At 57.9% G+C, this 12,433-nt stretch carries 11 protein-coding genes and 1 tRNA gene; 5 read left to right on the forward strand and 7 right to left on the reverse strand.

The window, feature by feature from the left end; translation table 11 throughout:
• Positions 1-124: 124 nt before the first annotated feature.
• The 3 genes from secA to bspF all read left to right on the forward strand — a co-directional run bounded on the left by secA (position 125) and on the right by bspF (position 5,674).
• The gene (gene secA, locus J1W56_RS11900; RefSeq protein WP_223613522.1) at positions 125-2,842 is read left to right on the forward strand and encodes a preprotein translocase subunit SecA; all 2,718 of its coding nucleotides are present in this window, start codon (positions 125-127) and stop codon (positions 2,840-2,842) included.
• Between the two features lie 136 nt (positions 2,843-2,978).
• Complete coding sequence (locus J1W56_RS11905) at positions 2,979-4,391, forward strand: lipopolysaccharide biosynthesis protein (protein ID WP_223613523.1); 1,413 nt, start codon at positions 2,979-2,981, stop codon at positions 4,389-4,391.
• Entirely contained in the window at positions 4,391-5,674 is a 1,284-nt protein-coding gene (gene bspF, locus J1W56_RS11910) for a type IV secretion system effector crotonyl transferase BspF (protein WP_223613524.1), read from the forward strand. The genes J1W56_RS11905 and bspF overlap by 1 nt, the downstream gene beginning before the upstream one ends.
• 18 nt (positions 5,675-5,692) lie before the next feature.
• Here bspF and J1W56_RS11915 read toward each other — a convergent pair whose 3' ends face one another.
• From J1W56_RS11915 to J1W56_RS11940, 6 genes are all read right to left on the reverse strand, one after another.
• Complete coding sequence (locus J1W56_RS11915; protein ID WP_105734556.1) at positions 5,693-6,046, reverse strand: CAP-Gly domain protein; 354 nt, start codon at positions 6,044-6,046, stop codon at positions 5,693-5,695.
• Between the two features lie 51 nt (positions 6,047-6,097).
• A complete protein-coding gene (locus J1W56_RS11920) occupies positions 6,098-6,334 on the reverse strand; it encodes a BrnA antitoxin family protein (protein WP_223613525.1) in 237 nt (78 codons plus the stop codon).
• A 31-nt stretch (positions 6,335-6,365) separates the two neighbouring features.
• Positions 6,366-7,619, reverse strand: coding sequence for an adenylate/guanylate cyclase domain-containing protein (locus J1W56_RS11925; RefSeq protein WP_223613526.1), 1,254 nt, complete (start codon positions 7,617-7,619; stop codon positions 6,366-6,368).
• Positions 7,620-7,815: 196 nt separating this feature from the next.
• Positions 7,816-8,505 carry an alpha/beta hydrolase gene (locus tag J1W56_RS11930; protein ID WP_223613527.1) on the reverse strand — a complete coding sequence of 230 codons (690 nt, stop codon included), beginning with the start codon at positions 8,503-8,505 and terminating at the stop codon, positions 7,816-7,818.
• Positions 8,506-8,951: 446 nt separating this feature from the next.
• Positions 8,952-9,149 (reverse strand): hypothetical protein, encoded by a 198-nt coding sequence (locus tag J1W56_RS11935; RefSeq protein ID WP_223613528.1) that lies wholly within the window; start codon positions 9,147-9,149, stop codon positions 8,952-8,954.
• Between the two features lie 1,095 nt (positions 9,150-10,244).
• Positions 10,245-10,329 (reverse strand) — tRNA-Leu (locus J1W56_RS11940).
• A gap of 281 nt (positions 10,330-10,610) precedes the next feature.
• Between J1W56_RS11940 and J1W56_RS11945 the strand changes: the two genes are divergently transcribed.
• The gene (locus tag J1W56_RS11945) at positions 10,611-11,201 is read left to right on the forward strand and encodes a YqaA family protein (protein ID WP_105734551.1); all 591 of its coding nucleotides are present in this window, start codon (positions 10,611-10,613) and stop codon (positions 11,199-11,201) included.
• A gap of 34 nt (positions 11,202-11,235) precedes the next feature.
• Positions 11,236-11,742, forward strand: a complete 507-nt coding sequence (locus J1W56_RS11950; RefSeq protein WP_223613529.1) for a disulfide bond formation protein B — start codon at positions 11,236-11,238, stop codon at positions 11,740-11,742.
• 34 nt (positions 11,743-11,776) lie between these two features.
• Here J1W56_RS11950 and J1W56_RS11955 read toward each other — a convergent pair whose 3' ends face one another.
• On the reverse strand, positions 11,777-12,334 hold the full coding sequence (locus J1W56_RS11955; RefSeq protein WP_223613530.1) for an HNH endonuclease: 558 nt from the start codon (positions 12,332-12,334) through the stop codon (positions 11,777-11,779).
• Positions 12,335-12,433: the final 99 nt, after the last annotated feature.

Raw genomic sequence — 12,433 nt, forward strand, 5'->3', positions numbered from 1 at the left:
GCTTGGCAACAGATAGGCTTATACATTTGACTCAGTGTCCGTATTGTATCAGGCATTCTCCATGCCCGGCTTCGGACCCTAAAAGCTAGGTTTTCCTAGCGAAACGAACAAGAGAGGACCAGGGATGGTCAGTTTCGGCGGCCTCGCCCGCAAGATTTTCGGCTCTTCCAATGAGCGCCGTGTCAAAGGCTTCAAGCCGCGCGTTGAACAGATCAATGCGCTCGAAGCTGAAATGTCGTCACTCACTGACGAGGAATTGAAGGCAAAGACGGTGGAATTCCGTGCAAGCCTTGCCAGCGGAACCAAGCTTGACGATCTGCTCGTGCCGGCCTTCGCCGTTGTGCGTGAAGCGGCCAAGCGTGTTCTCGGCATGCGCCCCTTCGACGTGCAGCTCATCGGCGGCATGGTCCTGCACGGCGGCGGCATCTCGGAAATGCGCACCGGTGAAGGCAAGACGCTGGTGGCGACCCTGCCGGTCTACCTCAATGCGCTGGAAGGCAAGGGCGTTCACGTCGTCACGGTCAACGACTATCTCGCCAGCCGCGACGCACAGTGGATGGGCCAGCTCTACAACTTCCTCGGGCTCAGCTACGGCATCATCGTGCATGGCCTCGATGACGAGGAACGCAGCACCGCCTACGCCGCCGACATCACCTACGCCACCAACAACGAACTCGGCTTCGACTATCTGCGCGACAACATGAAATATGAGCGCGCGCAGATGGTGCAGCGCGGTCACAACTACGCGATCGTCGACGAAGTGGATTCGATTCTTGTCGACGAAGCCCGCACGCCGCTGATCATTTCCGGTCCGCTCGATGACCGCTCGGATTTCTACAATCTCATCGACACATTCATTCTGCCGCTTGAGCCGGTCGACTACGAAATCGACGAGAAGCAGAAGACCGCGATCTTCACCGAAGAAGGCACGGAAAAGCTGGAAAACCTTTTGAAGGCCGCCGGCCATCTGAAGGGCGAAGGTCTCTACGACATCGAGAACGTTGCCGTGGTCCATCACGTCAACAATGCCCTGCGCGCCCACAAGCTGTTCCAGCGCGACAAGGACTATATCGTCCGCAACGACGAAATCGTCATCATCGACGAGTTCACCGGCCGCATGATGCCGGGCCGCCGTTTCTCGGAAGGCCTGCACCAGGCACTGGAAGCCAAGGAACATGTGACGATCCAGCCGGAAAACCAGACCCTAGCCTCGATCACCTTCCAGAACTACTTCCGCATGTACAACAAGCTGGCCGGCATGACCGGTACGGCATCGACGGAAGCGGAAGAATTCGGCAATATTTACGGCCTGGAAGTCACGGAAATCCCGACCAACAATCCGGTCAAGCGCATTGACGAGGATGACGAGGTCTACCGGACGGTCGAGGAAAAATACAAGGCGATCGTTCGCGACATCCACGAAGCGCGCGCCAAGGGCCAGCCGGTTCTCGTCGGCACCACGTCGATCGAGAAATCGGAACAGCTGGCCGAGCGCCTGCGCAAGGAAGGCTTCAAGGACTTCCAGGTCCTCAATGCCCGATATCACGAGCAGGAAGCCTATATCGTCGCCCAGGCCGGTGTCCCCGGCGCCATCACCATTGCCACCAACATGGCTGGCCGCGGTACCGACATTCAGCTCGGCGGCAATTTCGAGATGCGCGTCAAGCACGAGCTCGCGGATATGGCCGAGGGCGAAGAGCGCAAGTCCAAGGAAGCCGCCATCCGCGATGATATCGCCCGTCTGAAGGAGAAGGCTCTTGCCGCCGGCGGTCTCTACGTGCTGGCCACCGAGCGCCATGAAAGCCGCCGTATCGACAATCAGCTGCGCGGTCGTTCCGGCCGTCAGGGCGATCCGGGCCGGTCAAAGTTCTTCCTGTCGCTGCAGGATGACCTGATGCGCATTTTCGGTTCCGAGCGCATGGACGGCATGCTGCAGAAGCTGGGCCTGAAGGAAGACGAGGCCATCGTCCATCCCTGGATCAACAAGGCCCTGGAAAAGGCGCAGAAGAAGGTCGAAGCCCGCAACTTTGACATCCGCAAGAACCTGCTGAAATATGATGACGTGATGAATGATCAGCGCAAGGTGATCTTCGAACAGCGTCTCGAACTGATGGACGGGACGGATCTGAGCCAGACCACCGCGGAAATGCGCGAAGACGTGGTCGATGACCTGATCCAGCGTCATGCCCCTGAAGGCGCCTATGCCGAACAGTGGACCGTGAAGCAGTTGGATGAGGATGTCCGTACCATCCTCAATCTCGACCTGCCGATCACCGACTGGGCGAACGAAGACAATATTGCCCCGGAAGACCTGCGCGAACGGCTGTTTGAAGCCGTTGAAAAGGCTGCTGGCGACCGTGCCGAGCGTTTCGGCCCGGAAATCATGGCCTATGTCGAGAAATCGGTCATCCTGCAGACCATGGATGCGCTGTGGCGCGAACATCTGGTCAATCTCGACCACCTGCGCTCGGTCGTCGGCTTCCGCGGCTACGCGCAGCGCGATCCGCTCAACGAGTACAAGACCGAAGGTTTTGAACTCTTCCAGACGATGCTGACCAATCTTCGCCAGAACGTGACGACGCAGCTGATGCGCGTCGAGATCGTGCGCGAGGCCGCCGAAGCGCCGTCGCCGGAACTGCCTCCCATGGAAGTTCATCATTTTGACGGCCTGACCGGCGAGGATGATTTCGGCGATACGGCCGTGCTGGAAGACCTGCGCGTCGTGAGCCCGGAGGAACGCGATCCGAACAATCCGAAGACCTGGGGCAAGATCGGCCGCAACGAGGCCTGCCCCTGCGGATCGGGTAAAAAATACAAGCATTGTCACGGCTCGTTCGCCTGACACACCCACAGAAGGCCGCGTCCAACGACGCGGCCTTCTGCTTTTTTCGAACCCGTTGCGACTGTCGGTCTGGCCGAACGTTTTTTAAACGTTTACGGACTATATCTCCTTGGAATGCCAACAGGTGGAGCTGCGCGTGCGATTTTCTGCGGTAACGACTGCAGACCGATTTTTACCGGAAAAGCTGTCACTGCGTCTTCGTCCCTGGTTATCGCGCCTGGATCAGTTGCTTGACGGCTCGAACGAACACGCCGTTGCCCAGCGCGTCTCCCTGATTGCCTTCCTCGTCCGCGTGATCAGCGCGGGCATTGCCCTGATTTCCCAGGTGATCTTTGCCCGCTGGATGGGCCCGTTCGAATACGGCATCTTCGTTCTCGTGTGGGTGACGGTCGTCATCCTCGGAAACCTGTCCTGCCTCGGCTTCCAGACCACCGTCATCCGCTTCGTACCGGAATATCTGGAGCGCAGGCAATACGACCTTTTGCGCGGGATTTTGTTCACCAGCAAGACATTTGCGGTCAGTATGACCACCGGCGTTGCCCTGGCCGGTGCCGTTCTCATCTACGCCTTGCGTGACCTGATCGAGACCTACTACATCGCGCCGTTCCTCGTCGGGCTGATATGCCTGCCCATGATTGCCCTTGGCGATACGCTTGATGGAACGGCGCGTTCGCGCTCATGGGTGCTGGTTGCCCTGACCCCGACCTATATCATCCGTCCCGTCCTGACCCTCGTGGTCATGAGCATCGCCCATATCAGCGGTCTGGCGCCGACGGCCATGACGGCTCTCGGCTCCGCCGTTGTTGCGACCTATGCGACATCGGTTCTGCAGTTCTTCGCCGTGCGCAAGCGCTTCGGCGGCGTCGTGCCGCCCGGTCCGCGCGCCATCCATTTCCGCGACTGGCTCGCCGTGTCCTTGCCGATCTTTCTGGTCGAGGGGTTCTTTTTTCTTTTGACCAATGCCGACGTCCTGATGGTCGGGCGCTACATGGATCCCGACAAGGTCGCCACCTACTATGCCACCGTCAAGCTGCTTGCCCTGGTGCATTTCGTCTACTTCTCGGTGAAGGCGGGCGCGGCCCAGCGCTACTCGGAGTTGATGCAGAATTTCGACCATACCCGGCTCGAACAGTTTGCCCGGGACACGGCGCGCTGGACGTTCTGGCCGTCGCTGGCCATGGCCATTGTCCTACTGGTTCTGGGCGAGCCGTTGCTGTGGCTTTTCGGTGCACAGTTCACCGAAGGTTATCCGCTGCTGTTCATCATGGTGATCGGCGTGGTGGCGCGCGCTTCGGTCGGACCGGCCGAAAGTCTTTTGAACATGGCGGGAAAGCAGAAAATCTGCGCCATCGTTTACGCGATTACCCTGGTCGTTAATATTTGTCTCAGCATTTTTATGATACCACGATACGGCCTTGCAGGCGCAGCCTGCGCCACGGCCGCCTCGATGGTGTTTGAAGCGCTTGTTCTGGCGTTGACCGTTTACAACCGTCTCAACATCACAATGTTTGTTTTCGCCGGCAGGAATCCTGCCAAGGAAGAGATCTGATGGCTGCAATACCGCTTCTCGAAGAACTGGCCGGCGGCCCGTCCTCGCAGATCATTTCGCAGTTGGCCGGCTTCGAATCGCGCGATGCTGCCAAGCAGATTGAGGAAACCCTGGGAAGCCGCGGCGTGCCGCGCAAATTGTCCGTCTATTCCGCTTCCGCCGGATTCGATCTTTCGGAGGAGCTGGAACACCTCGCCTACCGGACCATCGAACCGAACGTCTTCTTCAATCCGCGTTTCCTGGCGCCTGCCATGCCCCGCCTCGATGACCGTCAGGTGCGGTTCATGGTCGTGCGCGACGAGAATGACGTGAAGAGCCGCCTGCGCTTCCTGATGCCCTATACGATCGAGCGTCCCGGCTTTACCTTTTCCGCATCGATCCTGCGGGCCTGGGCCACGCCGTTCGGGCCGCAGGGCACCCCGCTGATCGACCGCGACGATCCCGTCGGCGTCCTCAACGACCTCTTCGATATGCTTGCGCGCAAGCATCTCAAGTTTCCGGAAGTTCTGGTGCTGCCCGATCTTCTCCTCAACCGTCCCGTGGCCCAGCTTTTCCGTTCGGTCGCGCTTGATCGCAACCTGCCCACGACCACCATTGGCACCGTGGAGCGGCCATTTCTGGAAAGCACGCAGGAGGGCGACGCCTATCTGCGCGAAGCGCTGGGAACACGGCACGCCAAGGAATACAGGCGGTTGTGGCGGCGTCTGGCGGAACAGGGCAAGCTGACCTATACGGTCAGCCGCACGGAAGACGATATCCGCGCGCGGCTCGAGGATTTCCTCGCGGTGGAAGCCAGCGGCTGGAAAGGTCAGCGCGGCTCGGCCATGGCGGTCGACCGGTTCCGCGCGGCATTCGCCCGCGAAGCCGTCAACAATCTCGCGGGCCGCGATCTCGCCCGCATCCACACGCTCGAGCTGGATGGTCGGACGATTGCCGTTCTGGTGGTCTTCGTCGAGGCCGGACAGGCGTGGACCTGGAAAACGGCCTATGATGAAAACCTTGCCGCCTATTCGCCCGGCGTTCTCCTGATGATCGAGATGCTGAAGAACCACCTGGACGATCCGAATATCGATCGCACGGATTCCTGCGCCGTTCCCGATCATCCCGTCGCATCCCGCCTGTTTCAGGAGCGCGAAAGCATCGGTACGCTGGTGATCGGCCTGACCCCGGCATCGGATCGCGCGGCCCGCCAGGCCGCCTCGCAGATCCATCTCTACCGGCGCACCCAGAACATTGCCCGTATCGTCCGCGAACGGTTGCGCGGACTGACCGGCCGGAAATGATGCAGGCCTGCATAAGGCCTACACTTTTTCCTTCTTTTTCACGGGCGCAGGCTTTTCCGGCTCGACCGGTGCATCCGGCTTGGGCGCCAGGAGCTTGCGCAGGGAACCGATCTTGTCCTTGACCAGCGGACGGAAGCGCGTCGCGCGATAGGGCATGTCGGCCGCGCCATAGCCCTCCGGGCCATCGTCATTGCCGCGATGGATTTCCTCGACCTTGATGCCGACAAACTCGCCATCGACATAGTGCTTGTACATGCCGACCCAGCGCACCGTGTAAATCTGGCCTTTGCGGATCAGCTGATCGATGCTGACATTCTTGAACTTGTCATCAATGCAAACGACCTTCTGGCCAATATAAAAGTCATTCATCATCTCACCTTGGCATATCCGGTTTGGCAGTTTGGGGCGTACCGCGTGCCGGCTTCAGGTCTTCTTTTGAACGGCAGCCCGCAAGACATCGTTGATACGATCCTGCCATCCGGGCCCATCCGCCTGGAAATGCTCCAGCACGGCGCGATCGATCCGGATCGAAACGAGCTCCTTGGCATGGGGCACCGCCGATGTCTCACGCATAGGGAGAACAATTTTCTTGGCAACCGGCTTGAACAGTGCTTCGGCGGCTGCCATCGGGTTTACCGGCCGGCGCGGGGGATTGGCCATGTGAATTCTCCTCGTTTGTCCAATCACCACATCAGGCTGGAATCTCTGCCACAGTAAGGCAATCGCCGGAGAACGCAAAGACATCAATGGGTTCATCAAGCCCGCGGAGCGCATAGGAGCCCAGATTCTCCATGTTGCATTCGACCCCGGCCAAATCGACAAAGGCTTTCGACAGCAGAACCGGGCGTTTGACCTGCTTGGTCAGGCTTTCCAGGCGCGAGGCAATGTTCACGGCGGGTCCGATAACGGTAAAATCCAGCCGCTTGCGCGAGCCTATATTGCCGTACATGACATCCCCGACGTGAACGCCGATGCCGTAACCCAGCGGCTTGCGCCCTTCCCTGACATGGTCGGCATTCAACGCGGTCATGGCCGCCTGCGCCTCGGCGATGGCATGCAGCAGATCAGTACAGGCCTTCGGATTGCTCAGCGGGAAGATGGCCAGCAGGCCATCGCCCATGAATTTGAGGATTTCCCCGCCATATTTTTCGATGGGCTCCGACATCGCATCGAAATAGCCATTGAGCAATTCGATGACATTGTCGCGGGGCCAGGCGTCCGAGATCGCGGTGAAATCGCGCAGGTCGCAGATCAGGATCGCCGCGCCGACGGTCACGCCGCTGCCGCGGGTGGTGGCACCGGCAAGAATCTGCTCGCTGGCATGCGGCCCGACATAGGTTTCGAGCAGCGTGCGGGCGAAGCGGTTCTTGAGCCGGATCTCGCTGACCAGCGCCAGGGCGGGAAGCAGGTCCGCCAGAACAGCCATATGATCATCGCCGAAGCCGCCCGGCCGGTCCGTGGCGAAGGTCACCACATGCCGCTTGCCAAGAGTGTGCTCCAGCGGCCAGGCCACGTAGTCCGTCAGCCCCTCGGCGCGCAGTTCGCCCACCACCGAATATTCCTGCCCGGTGTCACCGGCCTGGTCAAAGTGCAGCCGGACTTCATCGGCCCCCTCGGAAATGTCGTTGAGCGGGCTGTTCAGATATTCGGCAGTCTGCTCGGCTCCGTATTCGAATGTACGGATTTCCGCCTCGGCGGCACCGCGCCTCCACAGAATGCGGGCACCGCGCCATTGCGGGTGCTGTATCCTCAGATGCAGCGACATCCGGGCAACGGGCACGCCCGCATCCACGAGCCGTTCGCCCATCTCGACCAGGATATTGTCGATAAAGCGCTGATTGCGCGTCTCGATCATCAGCCAGTCGAGCAGTTCACTGCGTTGAGCCGGCCAGGTGCCGCCGCCCGTACCGGGCGAGGTCACCTTCAAATTCACCAAAGATTGCATTGCAATACCCCGTCATGATCACGTCTGCACACGACCTGGAATGACGGCGCCACGGCACGGCCGCCAGATCGGAACGCCAAGGCTTATGTGGTTGGTCCTTGCATCGATTATAAGGGGTTGCAAGCGCCGTGCATAGAATGCAAAAGCCTCCGCATTCCGACGGGGATGCGGAGGCTGGCACGCGCGACAGTTCAGGCTATTGATACGTTGCTGCCTCATCGATGAGGGCCGCGACCTCGACCGGCTTCGAGGCCAGCGATGCGTGGCTTGCCTTCAGCGTGATCACCTTCTTCGCCCCGAGACGGCCGGACATCCACGCCTGATTGGCGGGATGGATCATGTGGTCGTCACTCGAAATCTGGTACCAGCTGTGCTTCGACTTCCATGCCGGATTGGTGATTTCATTGCCGAAGGTGCTGGCCAGCGGCGCCTTCTGGGTTACACCCATGACGAGGCCCTCATCCGCCGTCAGGTCCTGGCAGAAGCTTTCGTGGAATTTGTCCTGCTTTACCCAGAGATAGCCGTCGCTGTCGGGTGCGAGATTGGCGGCGCCGAGCGGCGGATTCTTCTGGGTGATCCCGCCCGGGCTCTCACCGACATCCGGCGCAAAGGCGGCGATATAGACCAGGCCCGCCACATTCGGATGGTTGCCGGCTTCCGTGATGACGGCCCCGCCATAGGAATGGCCCACCAGCAGCACCGGGCCGCTTTCCTGCGCGATCATCTTGCGGGTGCGCTCGGCATCATCCGCCAGGGACGTCAATGGCAATTCAACAGCTTTCAGCGATGTATGGCCAAGCCGCTTCAGTTCTACAATGACTTTGCTCCAGTGGGCAGCCCCACCCCAAAATCCATGCACGAGAATGATTGTCGGAGTCTGTGTCATCAGCGTTCTCCCTTGATTCAAAAAGCAATCAAAAATGGCACGCCGAGCCAAAGTTCAACGTCTGGTCGACGCCTGCGGACCTAACCATATTCCGCCGGGTGCAACAATTCCGGGACGCTTCACTTTGTATTTATGTCGATGAAGCGGCGGGGCGCGGACATGCCACGTCAGCGATTTCGACTATGAGACTTATCGTCTGCTCCGGTCAATCTACAAAACCGGAGCAGCCGTATGCGCTATTTTTGAGAGATCAATACTGACAGGAGGAAATAGGCAATGGCCGCAGTTATGACGGCGACCACCATGATGGTGAGATACCCGTAACCAACGCTACCCATGATGTTCCCAGCCCCTGCACCAATACCTGCCCCTGCAGAAGCTATTAGTCATCCTTTTGTTTCGGTTGACACGTTAAGAGCCACCACCCACCCGTGCATTGTCATTATCTATCTACGCCATACCCGATTAAAAACGATGCCGATGGAGCAGCCGACCAAGACGCCTGCTGCGATGCCAATCATCAGATTATGAAAAATGAAAGATCCGCTCAGGCTGCCCACCAGTGCACCTACGCCCCCACCAATTCCATTGATTATACGATTTTGTTTCTCGTTATCACTTTTCTCAGCGGGCGGTTCCTGCATGCAATATCCTTCCATTGTCCTTGCTGCATCTTGCAACGGATGGATAATCGTTAGAACAACCATCGCCGGACTAATCACTTTTTCATCATGTCAATTTGAAATATCATTGACAATGTAAAACAAATTGCGAGTGACATAGATGTTATTATAAGAATATCAATAACAGACATACTTGGATTCAAAATAAAAATACAAAGTACACATGTAGCTAAAAGTGAATTTAAAATCGATTTTACCGCATAATAAATATTGGAACAATGTGGTAAACTTTTAAAATACTGTAAATATAATCCAGACATAACACATAGAGGCAACATAATTATCTTGAATATTATTATTTGCCATGTTCCACCAAATAATAATATTAACAAAATATAACAAACAATGCTCGCTGCCTCACAGGCTATGCTCATGAGGTTGAATTTCATATCAAGTCCGATAATTTTCAATGAACTGAACCTTTCAACTAAAGCCGAAAGGCATTCAGCCACCTTTACCCATCCCCGCTGCAACAGCCGCTGCTGTCAAGGCGATACCTGTTGCCACAGCTTTTGGCCAACCAACCATTACAGATGCTGCCGTTCCCGCAGCTACTCCTATTGTGGCAACACCCCCGCGTGGGCTGATACTATATGTCCCTGGGTATGCGGTCGGATTTGGGCCGCCTTTAGTAGCACCACTGAATCCCCCTCTTGCACCATAAATACCTTGGCAGGTTGCGGCAGTGTCTTTTGTCGGTGATCCTCCGGGGCCACAGCCACCATAAACAATTTCCATTTCAGCTTCGGTCAACACGCGCATAAGAATACCCTTCCTTGTCATCGCTATAGCCGCATGAAGAAATATGAGGCCGCCAGTCAAGATAACCACGGAAATCGCAAACCTTCTATGCGTACGACTACTTACGGCCTGTTATCGAAAATCGGTTGCCTGCCTCATTGGATTTAGGCAAACACCCCTTACTTGTGAGAAAGCAGATGCACAGCTTATACCGGAGCAGAACGAGGCTTCCAGAAGTCCAACTCAAAAACGCGGTAAAAAAGTGGGACAAAAACCACTAAAAAAGACAGTAAAAGCCATGCGTGATTTTTGGGATGGTGCCCCCTGCCGGAATCGAACCAGCACTCCTCTCGGAACCTGATTTTGAGTCAGGCGCGTCTACCAATTCCGCCAAGGGGGCCGCAATGTGCACCGGCCGCGGGCGAACCACAGCCGTCAAAGCCAAATACAGGCAGACCCCACGCCGGTCAACACCATTCCAACGTTTTCTGGCGGGATAACATCTCTGTGTGTTGCGAAGGCGGACACCGCCCGCTACAGCCGATTTGCAGCCTGGAAAGCCCAGCCGCAGCATGCCAGATCGTCAACCGCACACAATTTCCATAGAAACGATTCCGTTTTTCCCGGGCATGGGGTAAGGATCGCCAGCTTTATCGAACCGACACCCACAGGAATCACGCCATGCTGCGCAGACTTTATGATTGGACAATGTCACTGGCCGCGCGCAAATCGGCTGAGGTCTGGCTGGCGTTCATTGCCTTTGTCGAAAGCTCGGTCTTCGTCGTTCCTGCCGACGTGCTCTACCTGCCCATGGCGCTGGCACGGCCTGAACGGGCCTACCGCTACGCGCTTGTTGCCACGATCTTCTCGGTGCTGGGCGGTATCGCCGGATGGTTTCTCGGCCATTATGCCTATGAAGCCCTGGCCAAGCCCGTGCTCGAATTCTACGGCAAGCTCGACGCCTTCGAGCAGATGCGCGGCTCGACCAGCGCCGACATGATCCTCCTGCTGCTGATCACATCCGGCCTTGCCCATTTGCCGCCGATGAAGATCGTGACGATCCTGTCGGGTGCAGCCAACGTCAACATCTGGCTGTTCATCGTTTCCGCAGTGATCACGCGCGGCGCCCGCTTCTTCTTCCTCGCCTGGCTTTTGCGCCGTTACGGCGAACCGATCCGCCATTTCATCGAAAAGCGCCTGGGCCTGATCGCGGCGGCGGCGGCGGCCGTGCTGATCCTGCTTTACGCCATACTGCACTATTACAGCTCCTGAACGATCCAATCTGAATGAGGATGTCTGACCCATCATGACGACGACCCGCTCTTCGCCGCATCTCAAGACAGCGGTTTTCCTGCTCCTTGCCATGATCGTCACCGTGGGCTCGGCGCTGGGCTTCCAGTATATCGGCGGCTATCTCCCCTGCAAACTGTGCCTTGAGCAGCGCTTTCCCTACTATGCGGGCATTCCGCTGATGGCACTCGCCGTGCTTGCGGCGGCCTTTCGCTGGCCTGCGGCCCTCACGCGTACGCTTCTGGCGCTCGGCGGCATCCTGATGCTGATCGGGCTCGGCCTTGCGGTGTTCCACTCCGGTGTCGAATGGAAGTTCTGGCCGGGACCGACCGATTGCACGGCGGTCAGCATGTCGATCACCACCAATGCCGGCAACCTCTTGAATGACATGAATGCAATCCATCCGCCCGCATGCGATACGGCGGCCCTGCGTGTGCTTGGCCTGTCCTTTGCCGGCTGGAATGCGATTGCCAGCCTGATCCTCGCGCTCATCGCCTTTCGCGGTGCAAAAAAGGCGGCCTGACGCCGCCTTTGCCGGATACAATGGAACTGGGGTCCTATGGCTCCAGTTCGACATCCCAGTAGAGATAATCCATCCAGCTTTCATGCAGATGGTTCGGCGGGAACAGCCGGCCATTATTGTGCAGATCGTGCACAGTCGGCGCAAAAGGCTTCTGCCGCGGCCACATCTTGGCCTTGTCCGGCATCAAGCCGCCCTTGCGCAGATTGCAAGGCGAACAGGCTGCAACGACATTTTCCCAGATCGTGGCACCGCCGGCGCAACGGGGCGTCACGTGATCGAAGGTCAGATCATCCTCCGACCCGCAATACTGGCATTCGAACCGGTCGCGCAGGAAAACATTGAATCGCGTAAAGGCAGGCGTGCGCGACGGCTTGATATAGGTCTTGAGGGAAACGACGCTCGGTACCCGCATTGCGAACGAGGGGGAGGAAACCTCATACTCGTATTCGGCAACGATATTCACACGGTCAAGGAAGACCGCCTTGATCGCGTCCTGCCAGGACCACAGCGACAAGGGATAATAACTGAGCGGACGGTAGTCCGCATTGAGTACCAGGGCCGGTAACCCGTCCGGCGAGACGGCTATTGTCAAGGAATCACCTCCCAGTCCAACCATCAGGCCCCATTATTGTAAGCTCGAGGTGACAGGAATGTGAAGCGCCATTGCATCGCAGGCTGCGAAAAACCCCGT

Source organism: Phyllobacterium calauticae (assembly GCF_019991125.1).
GTDB lineage: Bacteria > Pseudomonadota > Alphaproteobacteria > Rhizobiales > Rhizobiaceae > Phyllobacterium > Phyllobacterium calauticae.

Bases quoted from the DNA above. Each gene is read 5' to 3' on its own strand.
- secA (WP_223613522.1), top strand. From the start codon at position 125: ATGGTCAGTTTCGGCGGCCTCGCCCGCAAGATTTTCGGCTCTTCCAAT.
- bspF (WP_223613524.1), top strand. From the start codon at position 4,391: ATGGCTGCAATACCGCTTCTCGAAGAACTGGCCGGCGGCCCGTCCTCG.
- J1W56_RS11915 (WP_105734556.1), bottom strand. From the start codon at position 6,046: ATGATGAATGACTTTTATATTGGCCAGAAGGTCGTTTGCATTGATGAC.
- J1W56_RS11920 (WP_223613525.1), bottom strand. From the start codon at position 6,334: ATGGCCAATCCCCCGCGCCGGCCGGTAAACCCGATGGCAGCCGCCGAA.
- J1W56_RS11925 (WP_223613526.1), bottom strand. From the start codon at position 7,619: ATGCAATCTTTGGTGAATTTGAAGGTGACCTCGCCCGGTACGGGCGGC.
- J1W56_RS11930 (WP_223613527.1), bottom strand. From the start codon at position 8,505: ATGACACAGACTCCGACAATCATTCTCGTGCATGGATTTTGGGGTGGG.
- J1W56_RS11935 (WP_223613528.1), bottom strand. From the start codon at position 9,149: ATGCAGGAACCGCCCGCTGAGAAAAGTGATAACGAGAAACAAAATCGT.
- J1W56_RS11945 (WP_105734551.1), top strand. From the start codon at position 10,611: ATGCTGCGCAGACTTTATGATTGGACAATGTCACTGGCCGCGCGCAAA.
- J1W56_RS11950 (WP_223613529.1), top strand. From the start codon at position 11,236: ATGACGACGACCCGCTCTTCGCCGCATCTCAAGACAGCGGTTTTCCTG.